The 24,862-nt window shown below is 59.6% G+C and carries 19 protein-coding genes; 10 read left to right on the forward strand and 9 right to left on the reverse strand.

What is annotated here, in order from left to right:
• The first annotated feature begins 191 nt into the window (after nucleotides 1–191).
• Nucleotides 192–1,190: a TauD/TfdA family dioxygenase gene (locus IG627_RS11455; protein WP_193192504.1), complete on the forward strand. Its 999-nt coding sequence runs from the start codon at nucleotides 192–194 to the stop codon at nucleotides 1,188–1,190.
• A gap of 28 nt (nucleotides 1,191–1,218) precedes the next feature.
• Nucleotides 1,219–2,199: a TauD/TfdA family dioxygenase gene (locus IG627_RS11460; RefSeq protein WP_193192505.1), complete on the forward strand. Its 981-nt coding sequence runs from the start codon at nucleotides 1,219–1,221 to the stop codon at nucleotides 2,197–2,199.
• Nucleotides 2,200–2,500: 301 nt separating this feature from the next.
• Here IG627_RS11460 and IG627_RS11465 read toward each other — a convergent pair whose 3' ends face one another.
• Nucleotides 2,501–3,658: a DNA-binding protein gene (locus IG627_RS11465; protein ID WP_193192506.1), complete on the reverse strand. Its 1,158-nt coding sequence runs from the start codon at nucleotides 3,656–3,658 to the stop codon at nucleotides 2,501–2,503.
• 107 nt (nucleotides 3,659–3,765) lie between these two features.
• Between IG627_RS11465 and IG627_RS11470 the strand changes: the two genes are divergently transcribed.
• A complete protein-coding gene (locus IG627_RS11470; RefSeq protein WP_193192507.1) occupies nucleotides 3,766–4,764 on the forward strand; it encodes a site-specific integrase in 999 nt (332 codons plus the stop codon).
• Nucleotides 4,765–4,798: 34 nt separating this feature from the next.
• Here IG627_RS11470 and IG627_RS11475 read toward each other — a convergent pair whose 3' ends face one another.
• Together IG627_RS11475 and IG627_RS11480 are read right to left on the reverse strand one after the other, a co-directional pair.
• Nucleotides 4,799–6,439: an acetolactate synthase large subunit gene (locus IG627_RS11475; RefSeq protein ID WP_193192508.1), complete on the reverse strand. Its 1,641-nt coding sequence runs from the start codon at nucleotides 6,437–6,439 to the stop codon at nucleotides 4,799–4,801.
• Between the two features lie 83 nt (nucleotides 6,440–6,522).
• On the reverse strand, nucleotides 6,523–7,929 hold the full coding sequence (locus IG627_RS11480; RefSeq protein ID WP_193192509.1) for an aminotransferase-like domain-containing protein: 1,407 nt from the start codon (nucleotides 7,927–7,929) through the stop codon (nucleotides 6,523–6,525).
• Nucleotides 7,930–8,047: 118 nt separating this feature from the next.
• Between IG627_RS11480 and ccoG the strand changes: the two genes are divergently transcribed.
• Entirely contained in the window at nucleotides 8,048–9,406 is a 1,359-nt protein-coding gene (ccoG, locus tag IG627_RS11485) for a cytochrome c oxidase accessory protein CcoG (protein ID WP_193192510.1), read from the forward strand.
• A 214-nt stretch (nucleotides 9,407–9,620) separates the two neighbouring features.
• Here ccoG and IG627_RS11490 read toward each other — a convergent pair whose 3' ends face one another.
• Both IG627_RS11490 and IG627_RS11495 read right to left on the reverse strand, forming a co-directional pair.
• Nucleotides 9,621–11,672, reverse strand: coding sequence for a hypothetical protein (locus tag IG627_RS11490; protein ID WP_193192511.1), 2,052 nt, complete (start codon nucleotides 11,670–11,672; stop codon nucleotides 9,621–9,623).
• A gap of 324 nt (nucleotides 11,673–11,996) precedes the next feature.
• Entirely contained in the window at nucleotides 11,997–12,275 is a 279-nt protein-coding gene (locus IG627_RS11495; RefSeq protein WP_193192512.1) for a hypothetical protein, read from the reverse strand.
• Between the two features lie 26 nt (nucleotides 12,276–12,301).
• Here IG627_RS11495 and IG627_RS11500 point away from each other — a divergent pair, with 26 nt between their 5' ends.
• Nucleotides 12,302–12,790: a Crp/Fnr family transcriptional regulator gene (locus IG627_RS11500; RefSeq protein ID WP_193192513.1), complete on the forward strand. Its 489-nt coding sequence runs from the start codon at nucleotides 12,302–12,304 to the stop codon at nucleotides 12,788–12,790.
• 148 nt (nucleotides 12,791–12,938) lie between these two features.
• Nucleotides 12,939–13,268 (forward strand): hypothetical protein, encoded by a 330-nt coding sequence (locus IG627_RS11505; protein WP_193192514.1) that lies wholly within the window; start codon nucleotides 12,939–12,941, stop codon nucleotides 13,266–13,268.
• 239 nt (nucleotides 13,269–13,507) lie between these two features.
• Here the strand turns inward: IG627_RS11505 and IG627_RS11510 are convergent, their stop codons facing one another.
• On the reverse strand, nucleotides 13,508–14,425 hold the full coding sequence (locus IG627_RS11510; RefSeq protein ID WP_193192515.1) for a pirin family protein: 918 nt from the start codon (nucleotides 14,423–14,425) through the stop codon (nucleotides 13,508–13,510).
• Nucleotides 14,426–14,777: 352 nt separating this feature from the next.
• Here IG627_RS11510 and IG627_RS11515 point away from each other — a divergent pair, with 352 nt between their 5' ends.
• Nucleotides 14,778–15,629: a DUF417 family protein gene (locus IG627_RS11515; RefSeq protein WP_193192516.1), complete on the forward strand. Its 852-nt coding sequence runs from the start codon at nucleotides 14,778–14,780 to the stop codon at nucleotides 15,627–15,629.
• A 269-nt stretch (nucleotides 15,630–15,898) separates the two neighbouring features.
• Complete coding sequence (locus IG627_RS11520; RefSeq protein WP_193192517.1) at nucleotides 15,899–16,741, forward strand: mechanosensitive ion channel family protein; 843 nt, start codon at nucleotides 15,899–15,901, stop codon at nucleotides 16,739–16,741.
• Nucleotides 16,742–16,744: 3 nt separating this feature from the next.
• Here the strand turns inward: IG627_RS11520 and IG627_RS11525 are convergent, their stop codons facing one another.
• Entirely contained in the window at nucleotides 16,745–17,683 is a 939-nt protein-coding gene (locus tag IG627_RS11525; protein ID WP_193192518.1) for a LysR family transcriptional regulator, read from the reverse strand.
• 109 nt (nucleotides 17,684–17,792) lie between these two features.
• Between IG627_RS11525 and IG627_RS11530 the strand changes: the two genes are divergently transcribed.
• Nucleotides 17,793–18,386 (forward strand): FMN-dependent NADH-azoreductase, encoded by a 594-nt coding sequence (locus IG627_RS11530; protein WP_193192519.1) that lies wholly within the window; start codon nucleotides 17,793–17,795, stop codon nucleotides 18,384–18,386.
• A gap of 72 nt (nucleotides 18,387–18,458) precedes the next feature.
• Nucleotides 18,459–19,241 carry a 4,5-DOPA-extradiol-dioxygenase gene (gene ygiD / locus IG627_RS11535; protein WP_193192520.1) on the forward strand — a complete coding sequence of 261 codons (783 nt, stop codon included), beginning with the start codon at nucleotides 18,459–18,461 and terminating at the stop codon, nucleotides 19,239–19,241.
• 222 nt (nucleotides 19,242–19,463) lie between these two features.
• Here the strand turns inward: ygiD and IG627_RS11540 are convergent, their stop codons facing one another.
• A complete protein-coding gene (locus IG627_RS11540) occupies nucleotides 19,464–21,518 on the reverse strand; it encodes a TonB-dependent receptor (RefSeq protein WP_193192521.1) in 2,055 nt (684 codons plus the stop codon).
• Between the two features lie 170 nt (nucleotides 21,519–21,688).
• Nucleotides 21,689–24,853, reverse strand: coding sequence for an efflux RND transporter permease subunit (locus tag IG627_RS11545; RefSeq protein WP_193192522.1), 3,165 nt, complete (start codon nucleotides 24,851–24,853; stop codon nucleotides 21,689–21,691).
• Nucleotides 24,854–24,862 lie beyond the last annotated feature (9 nt).

Below are 24,862 nucleotides of genomic sequence, written 5' to 3' on the forward strand. Positions count from 1 at the left end.
GCAAAAGAGCCCAGAGCGGGTCAGAAAATATTTCAAACACGAGAAAATCCGCTATGCAGCGTGAGCGAAATATACTATTGCCGGGTTAATAACAGTGTAATATTTCTTTACTAACAATCGGATCGGTACTAAAAGTATCCATCACGGCATAGGTTCTTAACCAGAAAAAATGTAGCTTGTGTGAAATTGGCATGGACACAATTGATCTGTTTCGTGATGAAAAAGATGAAATAGTTAAAATTATCAAGGATCTTGATAAGAAGTATGGCAGCGCGTCAAGCCAGAACTTTGTGCAGAATGCGCCCCTGCATGCTATGGAGCTCCCTCGTCGCGTGCGGGCTTCCCTGGCCCCCTTGAAATATGATGAAGAGCACGCTGGAATCACCATCTGCCGGGGGTTTCCTGTCGACCTGAAGACCAATACACCAGATGGATGGGATTATCCTCAGTCCTATTTCCCTGCGATCCCCCTTGATTATTTCGCAGTCCTACTTGGCAGCATCGTGGGGGAAGCCTTTGGTTGGTCCACCCAGCAGAATGGTAAACTGATCCATGACATCATTCCGATGCGAGGCAAGGAGAACCAACAACTAAGCACGGGCAGTGCCAGTGAACTCCTCCTGCATACCGAGGATGCGTTCCATGAGTATCGCGGGGAGTACATCTGTTTCTATTGCTTGCGCAACCCGGAGCGAGTGCAGTCGATATTCGCCACGATCCGCGACATACAGCTTCCCGATCATATCTTGGACACTCTATTTGAAAACCGCTTTTTCATCGCACCGGATGACTCGCATTTGGATCTCGCTCAGAGAGTCGATGCCGCCAGCGAAACCTATCATAGGGACCTGATGGAGGATGAAAATCGATTTTCCCTTCTGTACGGTAATATTAGATTCCCCTACCTGCGCTTCGACCCTGCCTATACGATTGCACCCAGCGACGACCAGGAGGCTGCCAACTGCTATGTTTTCCTGAGGCAGCAAGTCGAGCGCAATGTCCATAAGGTAGAACTACGCCCAGGGGATGTCTGTCTTATCGACAACCGCAAGGTAGTTCACGGAAGAGCCGCTTTTAAAGCGAACTACAACGGCAAGGGCCGGTGGATGAAGAGAATCAATATATCCTCAAATTTGCGACGATCTGCGTTCCTGCGCAGCTCTGACATGCTTCGGGTGATAGGGACATGATGCATGCATTTCGAACAGGGAGACAGCAATGCATTCCTTGCATTTTACTAAACAGAATTTGGTACAGACTCAAGACCTGATTCAGGTCGTTATGGAACAGTATGAAACCGCGGAGGATGGCGATTTTCTACGGGATGCGTATCTCTGGGCAGCCGATCTCCCCGACGAAGTCCGGCGCGTTACCACCGCCCTGAAAACGGATGAATACCACGATGGTATCCTCCACCTTAAAGGATATCGATTCCGTCGCCCGCTACGTCCAACCCCGAGGAACTGGACCCTGCCTGAAAGCGGGTTACCAGACCAAGAAGCGGACTTCCTTGGCGTACTGCTATCTACCCTGTTGGGTGACGTATTCGGGTTCGAAACCCAGCAGGATGGGAAGTTGATCCACGACGTCATGCCCGTTAAAGGAATGGAGTTTGTTCAGTCAGGCAGCAGCAGCCTGGCCAATTTGAGCTACCATACGGAAGATGCCTTCCACCCTCATCGCGGAGAATTTCTCGTATTTTGCTATCTGCGCAATCCGAATCGCGTCGGCACTGAATTGGCCAGCATCCATCAGTTTGAACTCCCGGATTCAGTGCACAGAATTTTGACACAACCGAGGTTTTTTGTTGTACCGGACAATACACACAGTGTAGGGGAGGAATTCGGAGAAAGAACGCCGGTGTTATTCGGGCCAAGCGACCGCCCTTTCATCCGTTTCGATCCAGATTTTACACATGCCTGCCATGGCGACAACGAGGCCGAAATGGCCCTTCAGGTGCTGGACAAGTCAATCAAGTCCGTCCTTTTTGAGGTGCCGGCCGAACCAGGAGATTTTCTTGTTATCGACAACTGCAAAGTTGTTCATGGTCGGCGTCCATTCCAAGCGAGGTTTGATCAGGAAGACCGCTGGCTTAAGCGCTTCAATATTAACCTCGACTTAAAGCGAGCCGCACCCTATCGGCGAGACATGAGGAGCCGCCTGCTATCCGCGGCGCCAGTGGGCCGAAACAGCGCATGACAAAGTCGAGTCCCTAACCTTTTGATGCGCCCCTAGCGGGTTTGATATCAATTGGACTAGTTCAGACTTGATCTGACAGTGACCGGTTTTTCAGAAGTTATTCTGTCAGGTCAAGTCTGAACTACTACATATCACTATAGCCACTAGTAAGATCCGCTTGGGATTCTATTCATCCGGGCACCATCGCCGGCGCATCAACGGGGCATTTGAGGCTTATCTCCACTCTCTCGGCATGGTCCTGCAAGCGAGTTCAAACTGCTCGACACCGGTGAGTTGAGCGCAATCTAAATTCGCAAGCGCCTTAGGTTTCGTTTCTCGTCTCCACCAGGGAGTGCGTCAGTTGCTTGAACTGACCCTGGATTATGGCCTTTTCCTGCAGAATGGTTCGGTTCTCATCGGCCAGGGATACAAGCCGTTCCCTGGTTGAGCCCAGCTCCGACTCCACTTTGGCCAGTGACTGACGCAGCAGCTCAACTTCTTTGCCAGCGGCCACACTAGTGCTTTGCAGAGCGCTGATTCTTTCCCCCAGGGCACCGATTTCGGATTCCTTTTGAGACACCTGGTTCCGGTAGTCGGCGCTCGCCTGTCGGAGAGATTCCGCCTCTGCACTATGGATCGAGACCTGCTGCAGCAGCTGCTGCCTTTCAGCGCCCAGCTCTGCAATTGTAGCCTGATGCTGCTCGCACATCTGCTCCCGCTCGACGAGTCTGCGGCCGGTTTCGGCAAGTTGCTCCGACAGGCGGGCAACCTGTCCCTGGAGCTGTTCGTTGGTCGAACGAAACTGATCCCGCTCCTGCTGGCGATCTTCCGCCGTGCGCAGCTGGAAATGCTCGAAGTGATCGCGCATATCGCGATTCTCCCGCTTCAGCTCTTGTTGCGCGGACTTCAGCTCAGCAATGCGGGCCATCCCGTCCTCTCGCTGAATCTCGCTTTTCGCCAGCGCTGCCAGCGATTCATCGCGCGCCTGTTTCAGCTGCCGATTCTCTTCCTCGGACGCCTCCAGTTTCTGGGAGAGGTCCCGCAGTTGCTTGAGCTGACTCGCGGCTATATCGCGCGCCTCTTTCAGCTCACAGCGCCATTTTTCTGCGGCAGCTTCCTGTTGCTCCCGCGCCTGCTCAATCTTTTGATCGGCTTCCTGCTGTACCCGTTCGCGCAAAGCGCGCAGGGCATCGATCAGATCTTTTGGCAAACCGTCGCTGTCCGCCGGATTGTCTGTTTCGGCACGCCATCGCTTTAGGAGGGGCGCAATGGTGCTCTTGCTCCCCGTGCCCAGATGGGCCCTTACCCGATCCACTGTCGGCTCCTCTCCGCGATTTTTGACCGCTTCCGCCGCCCGGACGATATCCAGGTAGGTTACTCCTGTACGCGCCATTCCCTGCTCCTTGTATTTTTCTGTAATGTAATACGTGATACGTAATATAACATTATTTGTTGTTTTAAAAGTACTTCTTGAGAACAAATTACTAACCTACGATAATCAAACTTATCGCAGGTTATATTTCACTCTTCCAATCTGCACACTCGACTCTCAGTACGAAATCCGGAAATCGGCGACGCACTTTCTCAATGGATAAAAAACACCCTTCACCAGAATCCCCGCAGCAACTCGGCGTATCACCGACAGGCGCACAGGCACTGCAATCCAGGGAAAGGGTTCAGCGGTATCTGCGCGAGGCGACATCAGACAGCACGCGCAGGGCCTACCGCTCAGCGATACGGCAGTTCGAGAAATGGGGAGGGAGGCTGCCCACAGACAGTGATCACATTGTTCGCTACCTGCTCGACAGGGCCGAATCAGTCAACCCGCGCACACTGGACCTGCATCTCACCGCTATCGGCCAGTGGCACAAACTCCAGGGCATCGCCAATCCCGCAGATACCGCCCTGGTACAAAAAACCATGACCGGTATCCGGCGTCTGCACGGCACGCCAAAACAAAAGGCCAAGGCCCTGCGACTGGAACATATCGCGGCCATGACCCGATATTTGCGCGCGCTGCCGCAAAGCAGGAAGAATCTGCGGGATCTGGCCCTGGTGCTGACGGCCTATTTTGGCGCCTTCCGGCGCAGTGAACTGGTGGCTATCCGGGTTGCCGATCTGACCTGGGAAGATGAGGGCCTGATCGTCCGCCTGCCGAAGTCCAAGACCGACCAGGGCGGAGAGGGGCTGATGCGCGCCCTGCCCTACGGCGACGCACCCGTCTGCCCCGCCACAGCGCTCAGGCAGTGGCTGGAGGCGGCGGCGATCAGCGAAGGGCCGGTGTTTCGCGCCATCAATCGCTGGGATCAGGTCCGCCCGGGACAACTGAACCCGGGCGCCGTGAACGATCTGCTGAAGAAACTTGGCAGCGAGTGCAATTTCGACTTCGTCGCCAGTTTGAGCAGCCACAGCTTCCGGCGCGGCATGTCGACGAGTGCCGCACGCGAGAAGGTCGAGTTTGAACTGATCAAGATGCAGGGCGGGTGGAAAAGCGATGCCACCGTGTGGGAATACATCGAGGAGGGACAGCGGCTGACGGACAATGCCGCCATAGTGCTGATGGAAAAAATGGCGCGCCTGGTATGACCGCTGTTCCGCGAGGTGTACACCCAGGTTGCCGCTACAATTTGCGCGACAGCTCGAGAATTTCCCGGTTGAGGATACGGTCGTTGTCACTGTAATTGACCTGCACATCAATCAGGTGCACGCCACCCTCCGCGCAACACTGTTCGATCAACGGTTTCAACTCGGTAGTGGCACCGATACGGTGGCCGTGCGCACCATAAGATCTTGCATAGGCAACGAAATCCGGATTGCTGAAATCCAGGCCGAAATCGTGGAAGTCCATCTGCTTCTGCTTCCACTTGATCATGCCGTAGCCATCGTCGCGCAACAGCAGGATCACCAGGTCCATCTTGAGGCGTACGGCTGTCTCCAGTTCCTGGGAGTTCATCATAAAACCGCCGTCGCCACAGATCGCCAGCACCTTGCGCTGCGGGTAGACCAGCTTCGCCGCCATCGCCGACGGCAGGCCGGCGCCCATGGTCGCCAGGGCGTTGTCCAGTAGTACGGTGTTCGGCGCATGGGCCGGGTAATTGCGCGCGAACCAGATTTTGTACATACCGTTGTCCAGCGCAATGATACCGTCGTCCGGCACCACATCGCGGACTTCCTTTACCAGCCGCTGCGGGCGAATCGGGAAGCTGTCGTCACCGCAGCCCTCGAAAATATGCCGGTGCAATGCATCGCGGATACGATGCGCATCGGCGAAGCTCCAGTGCTCCTGTGGTACCAGTTTTTCTTTCAGTTGCCACAGGCTGTTGGCGATATCGCCGACCACCTCAATCTGCGGGAAGTAGACCGGGTCGACACGGGCGGAATTAAAGTTGATATGTACCACTTCGGCGCCGCCGGGGCGCATAAAGAAGGGCGGCTTCTCCACCACGTCGTGGCCGACATTGATGATCAGGTCCGCCTGGTCTATGGCGCGGTGCACGAAGTCGCCGTCGGAAAGGGCCGTATTGCCGATAAAGTGCGGGCCTGACTCGTCGATCACGCCCTTGCCCATCTGGGTGGTGACCGCGGGGATACCCAGTTTCTCGACAAATTCGCGCAGCATCTTGGCGGTGAGTTTGCGATTGGCGCCGGCACCGATCAGCAGCAGTGGTTTGCGCGCGCCGGCAATGGCTTCCGCCGCCTGGCGAATGGCTTTTTCTTCGGCGATGGGCCTGCGGGTGTAACTCGGCTCCAACACCGGCATGGTCGAGTGCTCGTGAGCTATGTCTTCCGGCAGCTCCAGGTGAGTCGCACCGGGGCGCTCTTCCTCCGCCTGGCGAAAGGCCTCGCGCACATGGGCGGGAATATTGTCGCCGCTGACGATGGTTTTGGTGAACTTGGTCAGCGGCTGCATCATGTCGACGATATCGATGATCTGGAACTGACCCTGCTTGGAGCTTTTGATCGGCTTCTGGCCAGTCACCATCACCATCGGCATGGCCCCGAGTTGGGCGTAGGCGGCGGCGGTCACCAGGTTGGTAGCGCCCGGTCCCAGGGTCGACAGGCAAACACCGGAGTTGCCGGTCAGGCGACCGTAAGTGGCGGCCATAAAACCGGCCGCCTGCTCATGGCGGGTAACGATCAGTTTGATCTTCGAGCCGCGCAGGGACTCCAGCAGGTCCAGGTTTTCCTCGCCGGGAATGGCGAACACATATTCGACGCCCTCCGCTTCCAGCGCACGGACAAACAGATCGGATGCTTTCATTGGCGACTTCCTCGAGTTGACCGCCCCGCCCATAGGGGAAAGTTTCCATTAAAGACCAGGGCTTGGCCTGCTGCACGCCCGGGTCATTGTTGCAGCAACATCCCCGGCAGTCGATTCAGCGCCTGCACACGCGCCTCATGCCAGGGGTGTGCAAAGCTGATGCGCAGGCAGTTCCTGAATTGGCCCGACGCGGAAAACAGGGGGCCGGGCGTCATCACAATGCCCTGCTTGAGCGCCTCGGGATAGGCCGCCAGTGTATCCACTGTCTCCGGCAGCTCCACCCAGGCGGCCAGCCCGCCCTGCGGGGTGCTCGCCCTGGTGCTGCCGGGCCAGGCATGCAACAGCGCCAGCAGCTGGTCCCGCTGCTCGCGAAGCCTGTTGCGCTGGCGCCGCAGGTGGGCGGCAAAACTGCCGTCCGCGATAAACTCCGCCACACCCTGTTGAAGATAGCGGCTGCTGGCCAGTTGGGTTACCAGTTTCAGGTGCAGAATACGCGCATGCCAGCGGCCGCCGGACACCCATCCCAGCCTCAGGTCGCGGGACAGGCACTTCGAGAAAGAACTGCAGAGAATCACCCGCTCATCCATGTCCAGTGCCTTGAGCGGGTCCGGTACCGGGCCAAGCGCCGTGTCGGCGTAGATATCGTCCTCGATCACCGCCAGGTCATGCTGCTCGGCCAGCGCCAGCAGTCGCTTCTTCGCCACATCACTCATCAAGGCTCCGGCGGGTGTCGCGAACGCCGGCGAGACGATACACGCCCTCACCTTCCAGCGTTGCAACACCGCTTCGAGTGCATCCAAATCCATCCCGCTCGCGCTGGAACTGGGCACCTCAACAACCTGCAGGTCCAGCTGTTCGATCAGCTGCATGGCGCCGTAAAAGCCGGGGGACTCGACAGCGACCACATCGCCGCGCTGGCAGGACGCCATCAGCGCCAGAAACAGCGCATGCTGGCAGCCCGAGGTGATACACAAGCGCTCCGGCTCTGGCCGGTAGCCCCGTCGCGACAGGTGCAGCGTCAGCTGTTCCCGCAGGCCCGGGTCACCGGCGGGATCGTCGTAATACTGGAATGCATCGCCCTTCTGGCGCCTGAGCGAGCGCGCGATCGAGCGGTTCAATGCGACGATGCCCGATGGCAGGTCGCCGGCATCGAAATCCGGCAGCAGGTCGAAGGCGGCACTCCTGCGCATGATATCCAGCAGCAGATCACTGACTGTGACCGGCGCCGGCGCCGCCAACCGCGCGCGGCCCAGTGGCTGCTGCACTGTGGTCGCTTGCAAGCATACGAAATAGCCCGCCTTGGGGCGCGCCTCCAACAACCCCTGCGCCTCCAGTCTCTGCAAGGCATGCTGTACCGTCGCTTTTGATACCGCGTGTTCCCGGCACAGGGCGCGGATTGACGGCAGTCGCTCCCCCAGGCGCCAGCGTCTGTCCCTGATGCCCTGCAGCAACCAGGCTTCCAGCTTCTGGTAGCGAAAATCCGCGGCCATCCATATACCTCCCCAGGGAATCAATCTGTACCTATTATATTTATTTTTTCTACACCTGACCCTATCGACGTTATCGGCGTAGCCTGCCCGCCGTCAGACTTCTAGCGGTACGACCAAAATGGAAAAGATTCCTGCAGTAGAAGAATTCACGCCCACACAGATACACGACGGCAAGCTCCATGTGCGGCTCGTCAATGGCCGCTTCCAGAACCTGCGGCGGCTTGCCAGTTGGCCCCTTATTGCGCTCTTCTTTGGCCTGGTCTGGGTACAGGTCGACGGCCAGCCCTGGCTGCTGTTTTCCTTTGAAGAGCGCCGCATCCTGCTGTTCGGCAATGCCCTGTCCTGGCGCGACCTGTCGCTGCTGGCCGGCCTGCTGATTGCCGGCGCCGGCCTGCTGTTTTTCCTCGCGGTCGCCTGGGGCCGCGTCTGGTGCGGCTTCGCCTGCCCGCAGAGTATCTGGACCTGGCTTTTTATCCGCATCGAAGATCTGACCGAGGGCAGGGCCGACAAGAGGGCCAGGCAGGAAGGCGCGCCCCTGGGTGGGTGGCGCCTACTGAGCCGGTTCGGCAAGCACCTGCTGTGGCTGCTGCTGGCCCTCGCGACAGCGGTGACCTTCACCGGCTATTTCATCCCGATCCGGGAACTGCTGTCGGATGCCGTACAGCTGCAGATGTCGGCATCCGTTGCCGGCTGGCTGCTGATCATGGCCGCCCTGACCTACCTCAACGCGGGACTGGTGCGCGAAAAAATCTGCCTGCACGCCTGCCCCTACTCGCGTTTCCAGGGCGTGATGTTCGACGAGCATACGCGTACCGTCAGCTACGACGCCTGCCGCGGCGAACCCCGCGCCAACCGGCGCAAGGGTGACGCCAACAGCGGCGACTGCATCGACTGCGGCCTGTGCGTGCAGGTGTGCCCGGTCGGCATCGATATCCGCGACGGCCTGCAGGCCGCCTGTATCGACTGCGGGGCCTGCATCGATGCCTGCGACAGCGTAATGAAAAGGGTCGACAGACCCGCCGGGCTTATCCGCTTCACCGCCGAAGCCGAACTGCAGGGCGGCGGCAGCCGCTTCCTTCGCCCGCGACTGGCCGGCTATGGCGCCGTGATGCTCGTCGCCTTCAGCGCCGTACTCTACGGCTTCACCGACACCACCCAGTTACTGATTGAAATCCGGCGCGATCGCGGCGCCCTCTTTACCCGCCTGGACGAGCACACTGTGTGCAACAACTACCGGGTCAAGGTCGAGGGGTTTGTTGAGGGGCAGCAACTGGTCGATGTATCGATTGCCGGCGACGACCAGTTCGAGTTGTTTGGCAGCGGCCAGATCGACCTGGCAGAAAACAATGCCAGTTGGCTGCCCTATCGGATCTGCGCCCGCGACCTGAAGCGGCCGAGCGCGAAAGTGACGTTCAACTTTAGCGCCGGATCAGTAGCGGCATCGAAGGCGTCGACCTTCCTGGCCCACTCCCTGTGAAGGCGTTGTTAAATCTGGCTGTATACCAGCAACGAGGCTCCCACTTTGCCTCGCTGTTGATCGACGGGATCCACCATGGCAACTGCACCGGCGCCGGTGGAAATCGGCAAGAAAATCACCCGACGGAAAATCCCGGTCTCTAACATTGCGACACGGGCCGACAGGGCCCCCTGGCGCTGGCGCCGGTTCCATGACCGGCGCCAGCTGTGCGACCTTACATGTATCCATACCTGGAACTGTAAACACAGTAAAGCTTGTCGCGATGCGCGGCCAGCGTCGGCGCGCACAGCGTGTAACAGACGCCGGGCTGTTTCCGTCCACTCCAGGAGGCGGCGCCCTTGTCGAGCGTGTTAAGCCAGACTGCGATGTCTTGCTTTTCGCGCCAGGCGCAGTAGAGTTTGTCCTTGAATACCGCGAGGCTGGGTGATAGTCCTGAGCGTTGGCTGTCCGCGATCAGCTCCTCCTGCTGCCAGTTGCTGCCGTCTTCGTCGGCTCGAATCCACGCCAGCCGGCCGCCAGGATCGTCACTGCAACGGTAGACTAGGTGAAGCTTTCCGTCGAAAACCGCGGCGGCCGGGTTGGATCCACAGCGGCTGGAGATGACTAACGACTTGCTAAAATTATCTGAGTGGCTGTAGCAGAGGTCGTTACTGTCCCGATCATAGAAGAAGAAGTGGCGTCCCATTCTGTTACCTCTCGGGTCCACTGTAATAGCCGCACCCATTGCAACCTCTGTGTGATCTGTGGGTTGGGGATACACTATCCCTTCTTGGTGTTTCATTCCGCTTACGGCCCTATATGAATCGGAATTATTGGTACCGGATACGCGCTGCAGACCCGCCCAATTGATCGATCCACCTTTATAGAGCGCCGCGGTAGCTCGCTTTATCTCCAGGTTCGCCGGAAATATGTAGTCATCAGCCGTCCAGTCATGCATATATCGCGCAATTGAGATCTTGTCCTCGAACCAGCTGTGATACAGACAATACAGGAGGATATCGTCGTCCTCGGGTAATGGCGGCGCGACGAGTACCGGGTCGCGTGCGTGGATCTGCATAGAATGCTTTTGCCAGCCTGCGCCGTGGTCCTCGAGAACCGTGCAAAATAGGTGGCCGGGCCCCTTGGGCTCGATGGTCGCATCCATATAGAGTTTGTAGTGGGCGTTCTCGCCGACAAAGTTCCAGTAATGCGCGTCTTCGGTCAGCCGCTGCAACACTGTCCGGTTGATCGCGATGGTGCGGTGCTGGATAAGATCGTCGCTGCCGAGGATCAGGTCGAGCAGCGCCCCCATCAGCGCCGAGACGATGGCGATAACCGCACCGAGAGCGGCGTCTTCCTTGTCCCCATTGTCGATGATATCTGAGGCGCCGTCCGCGCAGTATTCGGCGATGTCCGCCAGGGCATTGCGGACATCATTCCAGAAGCCGCCGCGATCCTTCTCCCAGCACTGGATATCCACCATCAGTGTTCGCCGGAAGCCACCGTTGAACAGGAATGTATCGGCGCTGAAATTGCGGCGATCGCCCGCGTCCACGTTGCCGAACTCCGGCGAGAAGTACTCGGTCACGCTTTGGGCATCGCTGCCGGTGCCACAGCCCCAGTAGATCTCGTCGGACGGGCCGAAGAATGAGTCACCGGTACCCTTGATACAGTCGAAATAGCGCAAGCGCACCGTGACATCGTCCGGCGGCGGTACCAGTTGCGAGCGCGGCTGCGTTGAATCGACAACGACGGTCAGCCCGCAGCCCTGTTCGCGCATGGCGGTGATAAACTCCGGGCTGTCCAGCTCCGCGCCCTGCGGGAGACTGGCCATATCGACCACGCTGCAGTTCGGCTGCAACAGCACTCGCTCACCCAGGCTCACCAGGTCGCCCCGGAAGTCCGCGCCGCCATAGGAGTCCGACACCGCCAGCCGGGTCACCTCCGCCGGAAAGGCTGCCGCGCCTCGCGCCCTGGCCTGCTCGTACACCCGGCCCATTTCGGCCAGTTCGTCGGCCGGCAATAACCGCTTCAGCCCCGTGAAGAGCAGTTGCTCCAAACCTGACAGTTTCAACCCCTCGTTCGAGCGGGCGCACGCATGCAATGCGAGCCCCATCAGGAAGTTACCGGTATCGGCCGTTCCCAGGCTGCGGGATTTTGCGGTGCCATTCACCTGCGCGCGCAAACGGGCCATGCGCTCTTCCCGCGTCGATTCGGCGAGACTGGCGCACCCCGTATTCGCTTGATTACCCTCGGTGTGTGGATCCGGAGTTGGATTTTCAGACATATCAATTCCTTTGTTTGTCTCATTTTATTGATAAGGATGAGATAGAGGTTGTCTACTCGTTATTTTTCGAGCAACTGATACCGCTCCAGACAGTAACAAAAACGGTATCGACTCAATTTCATCCGTTTCCATTTGCTATCTGCTACAGCAGAAGCTTCGGGATTATAGTCACCATTTCATTAGGAAATGTGTTTTTAATACCAGAATTTCTGATAGAAAATTAACACGATCATCTTGGCAACTCTTCAGCTTCCAGACCGTGATCTGGCCATTACTTTTCAATCGCACACTGAGTAAAAATAAACCCACTTCACTTCGATAGAATCAGTAGCGCAACCGCCAGTAAGAAACAGCCACGGCTTCGTGCCCACCCGGTAAATGCACAGCGCTCTTTGCATCAACGAAGTCCAGGTCGAGAAGGTATGCGACTCCTGCACCACCAATCAGTACCAGGCCAACACTCTGCACGCTGCCACCACCAGGTTCAGCCACAACACCTGCATTTTTGTCAGCGGCGGCAGCCACTACAGGCAGCACGAATCCTGCAGCGCCCGAAGCACAATCGCCGGCATTGGCCCATACTTGACGAATGGTCCAGAGCAACAGTATCAATTGATGAGAAGGCTGCCATGCGACAGTTAGATGGTGAGCTACTACTCGATGAACTCGGCATCGATCATTTGAAAAATGGTGCGGCTTTCGGCGCCCTGACCAGTCAGGCGATCACTTACCTGGTAAAAAAGGGGCGTATTCACGCGCTGCAAGAAGGGGAAACTCTGGTCGAAACCGGAGAGCCTTCGGGCTCCTTCTTTATCGTCCTGAAAGGTTCCCTTTCCTACTACCAGTCGCTAAACAGCCACAAAGAGCATATCTACGACTTCCACTTTGGAGAGGCAATAGGTTTCGTCAGCATGATCGCGCTGACGCCCTGGCCCGGCACAACCATTGCCGCCAGCGACACTCATGTGCTGGAGGTGAATTCAAACCTGTTTTACACCTTTCACTGCGAAATGCCCTTGGACTTTGGCGTGCTACTGATCAACCTATCCAGGGAGCTGGCGCGAAGAATCCTGAACCTCTCCCAGCAGGTGGCAACACTGAAAAGCAGAACTCCCTGAAGTTACCGCCCTGACCACTGCAGTAACCTGCCCCCTTCGTCTGCCCGATAAAGTTTGTCATCAAATTCATGGAGTTTGCCGTGGGAACTGTTTGGACCAGACCCTTTGTCCGGTAGTATGCGCCGCTCTTTTTTGAGGGGGATTTACCATGACGATTGGACAGAAAATTTTCCAGGCCATCGAATTGTTCAGCACTGAAGTACCGCATTTCGATAGGTTCAAGAACGCATTTCGCAATACCCTGATCGATAACGGCGCTCCGAAGGAAAATGCCGAGCAGATGGCGGCGATTGCCGCAGAGACACTGGGTGACCTTGACGAGGTTGACTACCACTTGGGTATGGCCCATATCATCACCTTTCATACGGAGTTTGAAAGAGCTGCCGGTGGCAATCCCGAGGCACTCCAGGCCATGCACAAGTACATGTCTTATTACCTGGATTTCTCAGAGCTGCAACCGACGGCGGCCGCCAACTGACGGCAACCGTTTCCTTCGGGTTTCAGGAGGAATTCCGTTTTGGAGGACAAGACGCCGGGCGATCACCAACGTCATTTTGCGTAAAAGGGGATCTGGCGGCCACAGAAATTGATCTGCGCACTCCCTAAGACCAGGTCGGCAGCTGATTTCCATTGTATTCTGCTGCGACCACTACCTCCGCCACACCATTGAACTTCAGGTTATGGAAAAGACGGACGGTCGAGTCGCGGCCATTGGCTTTATTTATCGGGAAATGGAATAAATTCCACCTCGTCGCCAACTACTTTCGGGAAGCGACCATCTTTCCACTGCTGCACGGCCTCATCGATGCGCCCGGCGCGACTGGAGACAAAGTTCCAGACTATGCAGCGCTTGCCCATCGGCTCACCGCCGATGATGGTGATGCGACTTTCCTCGACGGCCTCCAGCTCCACGCCTGGCTGGTTCGAGAAAACCGCCAGCGAGTGTTCCGGAATCACGGTATCGCGCGCCTTCAGCCCGCCACTCGCCACATAGACGGCGCGCTCCTCCGCATCCGGTAGCTCAATCCTCTGGCCCGCCTGCAACCTCGCCTCCGCGTACAGTGTTTCGGCAAACGTCACAACCGGCGATGTGACGCCGTAGGCACTGCCCATGATCACGCGGATCGGGACACTGCCAACGGTGATCGCCGGAATCTGCGCGGAGGGGTAGTGGTGAAATTCCGGCTCCATTTCCTCGAGCGCCTGCGGCAGCGCCAGCCACAGCTGCAGCCCGTGCTGGCGGTGGCCGGCCTGCCGAAACTCCGGTCGCTCGCGCTCCGAGTGCACTATGCCGCGGCCGGCCACCATCAGGTTGATATCACCGGGGCGGATCAGCTGCTCGCTGCCCAGCGAATCCCGGTGCAGAATCTCGCCCTCGAACAGGTAGGTGACGGTGGCGATACCGATATGCGGGTGGGGTCGCACGTCTATCCCCTGCCCTGCGGGGAAATCGACCGGGCCCATATGGTCGAAAAATATCCAGGGGCCTACCATCTGCTGCTCGCGACTGGGCAGGCAGCGCCTGACCGAAAAGCCGCCGAGTTCCCTCTCCTTCGGCTGCACTATTTCTACAAGGGCTCCGCAGCCCTGCACAAACTCGCATGCCAGTTCGACCGTCTTGGTCAAGTTGCTCATATTTACCCCCGGCGACAGTACCTATGGAATTACCGCCAACTATAGCTTCTCCGGTCGACAAAGAGGCTGACGGCAGATCGGCATCCCGGGCGCTTCGTCACATCACTGCACCCTCTTGCCGCGGGAGCCGACCTTATTCGGAAACAGCCATTCCCTACCCCAGGGGCCACTGTTGGCAACCACCTTTATCCTCGGATGCTCGGGCAACCCGTGCCAGAATGTAAGAAACGCCTTCCCGGCGCGACAGAGTTCTGCGAATGCATTCTTTTCACGTTTGTCCGAGCTGCACCCCGAATTCAATGAGAGTCCGGTATGTATTCGATGGCAACTTTCACACACATGCAGGATTTCTATGGATTACACCTGGTCGAGAAGACTCACACTGCTGCTCCTGGCAGCCTCATTTGGACTGATAGGGCTGGCCCTGGCCAGCGGACAGATGGGCGGCTTGGCAAACATCGCCGACTTTTATGGCGTCGACACAGAAAGCGTCCAGAGTGCGATCAGGCCGCTGGCCGCGGTGGCTTTTGCCCTGCTGGCCGGAATGGCCCTGCTCTGCCTCTTCTACAGGAAGGCGACCATACTACTCGCCTGGGCCATGCTCGGGCTGTCGGCCCTGCCACTGCTTAGCCTGATTGGAAAGAGTCACTGGATTGATTCTCTGGGCGGTTTTCCGGCCATCGGCTCCGGGCAGGGTGTCATCAAGTATTTTGCCCTGGTGGCGCTGGCCCTGACCTGGCTGTACGGCGGAAGGTTGGGCCCCGGGCGACTGGCCTGGCTCAATTATCTGCCGGTGGGTCTGGTACTGCTCTGGATCGGCGGGATGAAATTTACCACCCTCGAAGCGCAGGGCATTGAGCCCCTGGTGGCCAGCTCGCCGCTCATGTCGTGGATGTACAACCTCTTCGATGTGCAGCAGGCGTCGAACATAATCGGCGTCTACGACCTGATCGCTCTGTTACTGCTGGCCTTGGGGCTGACTATCAGGCGACTCTTCTGGCCCGGAATCCTTATGTGTGCCGCCGTCTTCTTTACCACCCAGAGTTTCCTGGCAAGCTTCCCCGGCGCCTGGAGCGCTCCCTGGCAACTTTCTTCCAGCGGAATTTTCATTGTCAAGGACCTGTGGTTTATAGCCAACCTGCTGGTCCTGATTGAAATCCGCGGCCGAACTGAGATGAATAGCGGGAAAGCTTCCCGCCCCTGAATTTTTTGTTGGGGGTTGCTCACGGCGACTCCCCACTGCCGTCGCCGTCTACCGGTTCGCGCCGTCAGCAGCCCTGCAATCACACGCACCTTATCCATTTACATGCCCCGGCGTCTGGAGCTACAGTGTCGCCGATGCTGGCAGGCCCTCGGTTCCGCCTGGTGATATTTTCAGGGCCCGGGGCGCCGGTCGGCTAAGCTTGATGCGTCGCCGCAGCGCGGTTCAGCTGACGTGACAGAACAACCTATTCCTTTAGTACGGGACCAGAGATGCTGGAACAGGTTCTCGACAATAATCTCATCCTGACCCTGGTGGTCGTCGCCGTAATCCTGTCGTTGCGCTGGCTGCTGTCGTTTGCCATAGCGCGCAGTAACTGGGCCATTGCCGACAAGCGGCGGCGTATCAACACGGTACACAACTACTGCAATCTGCTGCTGGTGATTGGTGTTATCGCCATCTGGATCACCGAACTGCGCGAGTTTGCCCTCTCCATTGCCGCATTTTCCGTGGCCATAGTGATAGCGCTGCGGGAATTTGTGCAGTGCTTTGTCGGCGGCCTTTTTCAACGGGCCATGCGCTCGTACAACGTCGGCGATTGGGTCAAGATCGGGGACAAGTTCGGCGAGGTGACCGACAGCGACTGGCTGAGCACCACGCTGTTGGAGATAGATCCCCACGGTCTCGGCAACGGCTATACCGGTGCCACCCTGTATATTCCCAGCAGTGCCTTCTTTACCCAATCGGTGAAAAACCTGAACTTTATGCGCCGCTATATCGAGCACAGTTTCTCGATAGTACGCGAGAGCAAGGGCATGAACCCCTTCGAAGCGAAAGCGTTCATCGCCGAACGGGTGCGCGAGCACTGCGACTCCTTCCGCGAGGTGGCCGAGCGCTACTGCAAGCTGATCGAGCACCGCATGGGCGTGGAGCTGTCCGGCCCCGATGCCGAGGTAAGAATCACCACCAACGAGCTGGGGCACGATGTATTGACGGTCACCGTATTCTGCCCCCGGGAAGAGGCCCACGAGATCGAACAGCGGGTCACCGAGGATTTCTACAGATTCTGGCTCGAGAAGACCCGCCAGCAGGCGGAACCCACGACGGGGCAATAGACGCTATTCGCCTTCCGCCGCACACATCGACTGCATCTGCCGCCGGATAATTTCCGCCAGCCGCTTGACACCGGGGCCCGGCGAATCCCGGTCGGCAAAAATCAGGTACATCGCAAGGCTGCGCTCGCTGCCGCCGCGCAGCGGCAGTGGCTTCAGAACGCCCTGCTCCAGCTCCGCACGAATCTTCTCCTCCGGCAGCCAGGCGAAGCCGTAGCCGCGACAGGCGGCACCGATGGAGGTGGCCATATTGCTCACCGTCCAGCGCTGTGCCACCTCCACTGTGGCCGTGCGGGTGTCGCGCTGGGAGCCGGAATCGCGTACCACCAGGTGGCGGTGCTTGCGCAGGTCGCGCAGGGTCAACTGCCGTTCGAGCCGATGCAGTGGGTGCTCGGGATGGGCCACCGGGATTACCCGCGCCGGTCGCGGCAGTAACTCGCCGGTGAATCCACTGGGAACATGGGGCGTGATCGCCAGCTCCGCGCGCCCCTGCTGCAACGCCTCGGGGCCGCCGCCGATCACCGTTTCGTACAGCTCGATGCGGGTCTGTGGACTTTCGACACCAAACTGGTCCAGGCACTCGAGCAGCAGCCAGGTCGGGAAGAGCACTTCCACCGCAATGCCGATCTCCGCCTCCCAGCCGGCAGAGGCCTTGTGCGCCGCTATTTCCAGGCCGCTTGCGTCCTCCAGCAGCAACCTGGCGCGGCGATACAGCATCTCCCCCGCCGGGGTCAGCACTGCCTTGCGCCCTTCGATTGCAAACGCCTTGATAGCCAGCACCGATTCCAGCTTCTGAACCGCGTAACTGACCGACGATTGGCTCTTAAACAGCCGCTCCGCCGCCTGGGCATAGCCGCCCTCCTCCACTACGGCCACCAGGCAGCGCCACTGCTCGAGGCTGATACGCGGCGCCACTGTCGACTCCAGGGTCTCACCATTACTCATAACATCGACTTAACCGATAGGTTTAAGCGTATTTTTATGATTTTTTATCGAATAATTCAATGATTCAATGCGCACATCCCGAAAAACAAGTCCCCGTTGGAGGTGCCGCATGGCAAAGCTACTCAAGATCCAGACCAGTATTTTCCAGAACGACGGCCAGTCATCCCTGCTCGCGGAGCAGTTCGCCAGCGATTGGCAAGCCCGCAACCCGGGTGGCCAGGTGGCCAGTCGCGACCTGACGGCGGAGCCGGTGCCGCACCTGGACCTGGCCCGCTTCCAGTCCTTCATCACCCCGGAAGCCGAGCGCAGCGCCGAGCAGAAGGCCGTGGTCAGCTATTCCGACGCGCTGATCGAGGAGATTGTCGAGGCCGATGTGCTGGTGCTGGGCATTCCGATGTACAACTTCAGCGTGCCCTCCACCCTGCGCGCCTACTTCGACCATATCGCCCGCGCCGGCGTGACTTTCCAGTACACACCCGAGGGCCCCGAGGGACTGCTGAAAGGCAAGAAGGCGGTGGTGTTTATCACCCGCGGCAGCCACTACGGCGAGGATCACTCCCAGACCGCTTTCGTGCGCCAGTTCCTCGGCTTTATCGGCATCACCGATGTGGAGATAGTGCACGCGGAAGGTCTGGCGGTGGGTGACGAAGCCCGGGAAAAGGCGCTGGGTGCTGCCCGGAAGCGCATCTCCCAACTCGTGTAACAGGCGTAACGCGCTTACACTCTTGGGCGGCGGACTTCCGCCGCCTTTTTTCATTCCCAAAGAGAAGGCCCTATGTCCGAGCAGCGAATGCCCGTCTTGTTTATCGGACACGGCAGCCCGATGAATGCCATCGAAAGCAACCCGTACACGGAAAGCTGGCGGCGGCTGGGCGAAAGGCTGCCGAGACCCAGGGCGATTCTGGCAATCTCTGCACACTGGTACACCGACGGCACCCATGTGACCGCCATGGCCCGGCCGCAGACACTGCACGATTTTCGCGGATTCCCGCCGTCGCTCTACGAGTGCGAATACCCCGCACCCGGCGCGCCGCAACTGGCACGGCGAATACGTCAGCTGCTGGAACCCATGAACATTGGACTGAGCAACGACTGGGGCCTGGACCACGGCAGCTGGTCGGTATTGATGCAGATGTATCCGCGGGCGGAGATACCGACGCTGCAGTTGAGTATCGACGCCGGCAAGCCGGCGGAATTCCACTACCAGCTGGGGCAGCAGCTGCGCGCTTTGAGAGATGAGGGCGTGCTGATTCTGGCCAGCGGCAATGTGGTGCACAACCTGGGATTGCTGCGTCGGGAGGCGAACGCGGAGCCCTACGACTGGGCCAGTGCCTTCAACGACAGGGTGCGCAATGCGCTGATCGACGGCGATCACGGCTTTCTGATCCATTGCGAGCAGGCCGGCGCCGAGGCGCGGCTCTCGATACCCACTGCCGAGCATTTCCTGCCGCTGTTGTATATCCTCGGTGCCAGCGATGGCGGCGATAAATTGGAATTTCCCTGCGACGGCATAGCGCTGGGAGCCATCAGTATGCTGTCGGTGCTGTACGCCCGATAACTCAAGTTTCGGAGCTCAGATCGGAGTGCCGCGCCGCCTGACCGCGCGCTGCGTCTACTGTGGGAGCCTGCCCTGCAGGCGAAAATGCGGTGCTAAAAAGCAATCCCTTTATTCGCCAGCAGGGCTGGCTCCCACAGGGTGCAGGTCCATAGCTCAGTAGTATCGGGGCGGGTTTCGTCAACTCCGAAACTTGAGTCGACAACTTTTCCTTTTTTCGCACCGCTACCACTCGACCGCCAGGCCCAGATAGAGGGCGCGGCGCTCACCGGGAAAGTACCTGTCGCCGCCGAAGCTGCTGTAGTCGGCGCGCTCGGCATAGGCCTCGTCGGTCAGGTTGAGCAGCCGCGCCGACAGTTGCCAGCTATTGAATTGCCACTGGGCGTGCAGGTTGAGTAGATCGTGACCCGGATAGCGGTGCCTGTTCTGCGGATCGGTAAAATAGTGCCCCTGGTGCAGCCACTCCAGTTCCGCAAGCAAGGCGGCTGTCGGCTGCCACTGCAGGCGACTGCTGCCGAATGCCCGCGGCGCCGAGTCGACCAGTTTGCCCTTGAGGGAAACGCCATCGAGCAAGCGCTCGTCCCGGTAGCGGTGCTCCGCGTAACTGGCGGACAGCTGCATTCGCCACTGTTCGGCCAGCTTGTAATCCAGGGCCAGTTCCAGGCCGCGGTGTTCCGTCGCGCCGCCAGACTGGTTGAAGAAATCCGCATCGCGGAAAATCACATTCTCCTTGCGCATCGCATAGACGACCAGCTCGTAGCCGAGGCCGGTATCCCCGCCCCTGATCCCCAGCTCGGCGCTGTCAATCTCCTCCGCATCCAGTTCTGCCACCGTCTGCTCCCGCTGCAACCGGTAGAGCTCCGTGGCCTGGGGCACGCGGAAGCCCTCGGCGAGATTGGCGAACAGCTGGCTGTTTGCACTCAAGCGGTAAATGGCGCCGAGTCGCGGCGACCAGTTGCGAAAGCTGTCCTCGCGGTCTGCCGGCCGGTTGAAGCGGCAGCCGCCGAAAGCGCAGGGGGTGCCGTCCTCTGCGGTGCGGCCGGCGAGCATGCGGTTATCGTAGTCGTACTTCAGCGTTTCGTAGCGCAGTCCAGCGTTCAGTATCAGCTCTTCGGTCGCCTGCCAGCTGGCCAGTGCAAAGGGCGCCGCAACCAGTGTATCGGCGCGGTAGTCGTAGTGCCTGCCGGTAGGAATCGTCGCCTGCAGGAATTCCGATCCCGCGGTGGGATTCTGTTGGGATTCGGTCAGGTAGCCCCGGGTGAATTCCGTATCCAGACCCGCTACCAGCTGCAGGTCCCGACCGAGATAGCCGCTATAGCTGCTGCGCAGGCCGATACTGCGCTGGCCATTCTCTTCCAGCGCCTGGCCGGGCAGATAGTGCTGCAGGAATTTCATATCGGCTTTGCGCAGATAGGGGGTCAGGCTGACATTGCCGCCCGTGTCGGTATCGAATTCTATCCGCGATGACAGGCGCAGGGCGCGGGCATCCCGATAGGCCTCGGGGTTCGGGTTACTGCGACTGAGTCGGCGGTCGCGGTAGGCCCCCTCGCCCTCGATATAGCCGGCGGTTTCCTGGTTCAGGTTGGTGGCGGCCAGGCTGGTGCGCACCCTCGCCGCACCGATATTCGCCTGGTGACGCAGGGCGAGTTTCTGCTGGCCGTAACCGGATGCATCGCGATAACCGCCATCGCCTGTTAAAGACAGATCCGCGCGCGCACCACTGCCGCTTTTCAGGCCACTGTCTACGGAAACCCTCGTGCGCGCGAAGTCGTGCGGACCCGCCTCCACGCCAATGGAAACTCCTTCGCTCTCCCCGACCTGCGCCCCGATCACATTGATCACCCCGTGCATTGCATTGGAGCCGTAGAGAGTACTGGCCGGCCCGCGCACCACCTCGATGCGGCGCGCCATTTCGCTGTGGGACTCGAAGAGTTCATTGACGTTGCAGAAACCCGCCGCGCGCAGCGGTATGCCGTCCTCGGCGCTCAGCAGGCTGCCACAGGCGCCGGCGCCGGACAGCACCGGCGAGCGCAGGGATGGCAGATATTCCTGGCCGTTGCCGCGGGCGAAATTGACCCCGGGGACCCGGGCCAGGCTCTGCTGGATATGGGTGTGGTCGATCAGGGTGAGGGAATCTCCGTCCAGCAGGGAGAGGCTGTCGGAGTTGTCCTGCAGGGGTTTGGCGTGGCGGCTGGCGGTGACCACCAGGGTTTCCAGTCGCGATTCTTCCGCGGCGGCGAGGCCGCTGCAAAACACCAATACAAATATTACAGACCGCATTTCCCTGCCTTTTTGTTGTTAACAAACCGGCAGGGATTCTACGGAATTTGGACGGAGATTGTAGCGCTGTCGTCATTCCGGCACAGAACCTGTGTCGGACTCGATCCGGTACCGGAATCCAGGTACCACCGGGCTGGATACCGGCTTTCGCCGGTATGACGAAGAATTATTTACAGCGCCTCCAGGGCCTCGGCTTCGCGCGGCTTGTCTGCCGCGACCTGCTCCGGCTGCGGCCGCTTGCTGCCAAACAGCCGCTGCACCACGACGAAAAAGAGCGGGATAAAGAAGATCCCCAGCAGCGTACCTATAACCATGCCGCCCAATACCCCGGTGCCGATGGCCTGTTGTGCACCGGAACCTGCGCCGGAGGCGATGGCCAGCGGCAGTACGCCGAGGCCGAAAGCCAGCGAGGTCATCAGGATCGGGCGCAACCGGTCGCGCACCGCGCGCATGGTGGCCTGCACCAGTTCCATACCGTTTTCCAGGTTCTGCTTGGCGAACTCCACGATCAGGATGGCGTTCTTGCTGGTCAGGCCCACAGTGGTGAGCATGGCCACCTGGAAATACACGTCCCGCTCCATACCGCGGAAAGTGTTTGCCAGCACCGCACCGAGAATACCCAGTGGTGCCATCAGCAGTACCGCCGTGGGTACAGTCCAGCTCTCGTAGAGCGCCGCCAGGCACAGGAATACGATCAGCAGCGACAGTGTATAGAGCAGCGGCGTCTGCGCACCGGCCGCGCGTTCCTGATAGGAGAGACCGCTCCACTCCATACCGATACCCGCCGGCAGTTGCGCTACCAATTGCTCCACCTCGGCCATGGCCTCACCGGAGCTGATGCCGGCCGCGGCCTCGCCGTTGATCTGCATCGCCGGTACGCCGTTGTAGCGCTCCAGCCGCGGCGAACCGTACTCCCAGTCGAAGCTGGCGAAGGAGGACAGCGGCACCATCTCGCCCTTGTTGTTGCGCACGGACCAACGCTGGAAATCCTCCGGCACCATGCGGTAGGGCGCATCCGCCTGCATATAGACCCGCTTGACGCGGCCGCGATCGATAAAGTCATCGATATAGGCCCCGCCCCAGGCGGCACTCAGGGTCGCGTTGATATCGGCAATCGAAAGCCCCAGCGCCGCGGCCTTGGCCGTGTCGATATTCACGCGGAACTGCGGCGTATCCTCCTGGCCATTGGGGCGCACGTTGGCCAGCAGCGCACTCTGCCCGGCCATGCCGAGGAACTGGTTGCGTGCATTGGTCAGTGCCTCGTGGCCCAGGTTGGCGTTGTCCTTCAGATAGAAGTTGAAGCCGTTGGACGTACCCAGCTCCGGCAGCGCCGGCGGCGAGAAGGCGTAGGCAATGGCGTCCTTGATCTGCATCAACGCGCCCATGCCGCGCATGGCCACGGAGCTCGCGCCCTGCCCCTCGTCCTCGCGCTCCTCCCAGTCCTTCAGTTTGATAAAGGCGATACCGTTGTTCTGGCCGGAGCCGGCGAAGCTGAAGCCCTGCACCGAGAAGACCGATTCGACATTGTCCGGCTCATTGTTCAGGAACTGGTCCTCGACCTTATAAATGGACTCCATGGTGCGCTCCTGGGTGGCGCCCACCGGCGTCTGCACCATGGAGAAGAGCACGCCCTGGTCCTCTTCCGGCAGGAAAGAGCTGGGCAGGCGCAAAAACAGCACCGCCATCACAATGGACAGGCCGGCGAAGACCGCCATAAAGCGGCCGCTGCGCGCGAGTATGCCGCGCACACCGCGCTGGTACTTGTCGGTGCCGCGCTCGAAGTTGCGGTTGAACCAGCCGAAGAAGCCCTTCTGGCCGTGATGCTCACCTTTTTTCAGCGGTTTCAGCATGGTCGCGCAGAGCGCCGGCGTCAGCACAATCGCCACCAGCACCGACAGCGCCATGGCCGCGACGATGGTTGCGGAGAACTGCCTATAAATGACCCCGGTGGCGCCGCTCATAAAGGCCATGGGCACGAATACCGCCGACAGCACCACGCCGATACCGACCAGGGCGCCGGTGATCTGCTGCATGGATTTCTTCGTCGCCTCCCTCGGCGACAGCCCCTCCTCGCTCATCACCCGCTCGACGTTTTCCACCACCACGATGGCGTCATCCACCAGCAGGCCGATGGCCAATACCATCGCGAACATGGTCAGCATGTTGATCGAGAAACCCAGCGCGGAAAGTATGCCGAAGGTCCCGAGCAATACCACCGGCACGGCGATGGTCGGAATCAGTGTGGCGCGGAAGTTCTGCAGGAACAGGTACATCACCAGGAACACCAGTACCACCGCCTCGATCAGGGTGTGGATCACACCTTCGATGGACACCTGCACGAAGGGCGTGGTGTCGTAGGGCACCACCGCCTTGAGTCCCGTAGGAAAGAATTCCTGCAGCTCCTCCAGCTTTGCCCTGACACCGTCGGCGGTCTCCAGCGCGTTGGCGCCGGTGGCCAGGGTCACGGCCACACCGGTGGCCGGCTGGCGGTTGAAGCGGGTGATGAACTCGTAGTTCTCCGCACCGATCTCCACCCGCGCTAGATCCCCGAGGCGCAGTACAGAGCCGTCGTCATTGGCGCGGATCACGATATTGCGGAACTCCTCCGGCGTCTCCAGGCGGCCCTGGGAGGTAATGGATGCGTTCAGCTGCTGTCCGGGCACCGCCGGTGCACCGCCGAGTGCCCCCACGGCCACCTGCTGGTTCTGCGAGCGCACCGCGGCGGTCACGTCAGACGGGGTCAGGCTGTAGGTCTCCAGCTTGCTCGGGTCCAGCCAGATACGCATCGCGTACTTGGAGCCGAACACCTGCAGGCTGCCGACGCCGGGCACGCGGCTGATCGGGTCAACCAGGCTGGAGGAAATGTAATCGGCGATGTCGTCCTTGGACATGCTGCCGTCCTCGGACACGAAGCCGAGCACCATCAGGAAACCGCTGCGCGACTTGCTGACATTGACGCCCTGGCGCTGCACCTCTTCCGGCAGCAGCGGCATCGCCAGCTGCAGCTTGTTCTGCACCTGCACCTGGGCGGTATCCGGGTCTGTGCCATTCTCGAAGGTCAGGCTGATGGAGGCACCGCCGCTGGACTGGCTGGTGGCAGACATATACAGCAGGCCGTCGAGGCCCTTCATGTTCTGCTCGATGATCTGGGTCACCGAATCCTCCACCACCTTGGCGGAGGCGCCGGGATAGCTGGCCTCAATGGTCACCGCCGGCGGGGCGATATTGGGATAGCGCTCCACCGCTAGCTGGGTGATGGCCAGGCCGCCGCCGAGCATCACGATAATCGCGATAACCCAGGCGAAAATCGGGCGATTGATGAAAAAACTTGCCATTGCCGGACT

The organism is Microbulbifer taiwanensis (assembly GCF_014904815.1).
In the GTDB taxonomy this organism is placed as follows: Bacteria; Pseudomonadota; Gammaproteobacteria; order Pseudomonadales; family Cellvibrionaceae; genus Microbulbifer; species Microbulbifer taiwanensis.

What these genes read in the sequence shown, in the direction of transcription:
- IG627_RS11530 (WP_193192519.1), top strand. Translation starts at nt 17,793, where the DNA reads ATGGCAAAGCTACTCAAGATCCAGACCAGTATTTTCCAGAACGACGGC.
- IG627_RS11475 (WP_193192508.1), bottom strand. Translation starts at nt 6,439, where the DNA reads ATGAAAGCATCCGATCTGTTTGTCCGTGCGCTGGAAGCGGAGGGCGTC.
- IG627_RS11470 (WP_193192507.1), top strand. Translation starts at nt 3,766, where the DNA reads ATGGATAAAAAACACCCTTCACCAGAATCCCCGCAGCAACTCGGCGTA.
- IG627_RS11515 (WP_193192516.1), top strand. Translation starts at nt 14,778, where the DNA reads ATGGATTACACCTGGTCGAGAAGACTCACACTGCTGCTCCTGGCAGCC.
- IG627_RS11480 (WP_193192509.1), bottom strand. Translation starts at nt 7,929, where the DNA reads ATGGCCGCGGATTTTCGCTACCAGAAGCTGGAAGCCTGGTTGCTGCAG.
- IG627_RS11490 (WP_193192511.1), bottom strand. Translation starts at nt 11,672, where the DNA reads ATGTCTGAAAATCCAACTCCGGATCCACACACCGAGGGTAATCAAGCG.
- IG627_RS11525 (WP_193192518.1), bottom strand. Translation starts at nt 17,683, where the DNA reads ATGAGTAATGGTGAGACCCTGGAGTCGACAGTGGCGCCGCGTATCAGC.
- IG627_RS11460 (WP_193192505.1), top strand. Translation starts at nt 1,219, where the DNA reads ATGCATTCCTTGCATTTTACTAAACAGAATTTGGTACAGACTCAAGAC.
- IG627_RS11505 (WP_193192514.1), top strand. Translation starts at nt 12,939, where the DNA reads ATGACGATTGGACAGAAAATTTTCCAGGCCATCGAATTGTTCAGCACT.
- IG627_RS11500 (WP_193192513.1), top strand. Translation starts at nt 12,302, where the DNA reads ATGCGACAGTTAGATGGTGAGCTACTACTCGATGAACTCGGCATCGAT.
- IG627_RS11540 (WP_193192521.1), bottom strand. Translation starts at nt 21,518, where the DNA reads ATGCGGTCTGTAATATTTGTATTGGTGTTTTGCAGCGGCCTCGCCGCC.
- ygiD (WP_193192520.1), top strand. Translation starts at nt 18,459, where the DNA reads ATGTCCGAGCAGCGAATGCCCGTCTTGTTTATCGGACACGGCAGCCCG.
- ccoG (WP_193192510.1), top strand. Translation starts at nt 8,048, where the DNA reads ATGGAAAAGATTCCTGCAGTAGAAGAATTCACGCCCACACAGATACAC.
- IG627_RS11520 (WP_193192517.1), top strand. Translation starts at nt 15,899, where the DNA reads ATGCTGGAACAGGTTCTCGACAATAATCTCATCCTGACCCTGGTGGTC.
- IG627_RS11545 (WP_193192522.1), bottom strand. Translation starts at nt 24,853, where the DNA reads ATGGCAAGTTTTTTCATCAATCGCCCGATTTTCGCCTGGGTTATCGCG.
- IG627_RS11455 (WP_193192504.1), top strand. Translation starts at nt 192, where the DNA reads ATGGACACAATTGATCTGTTTCGTGATGAAAAAGATGAAATAGTTAAA.
- IG627_RS11510 (WP_193192515.1), bottom strand. Translation starts at nt 14,425, where the DNA reads ATGAGCAACTTGACCAAGACGGTCGAACTGGCATGCGAGTTTGTGCAG.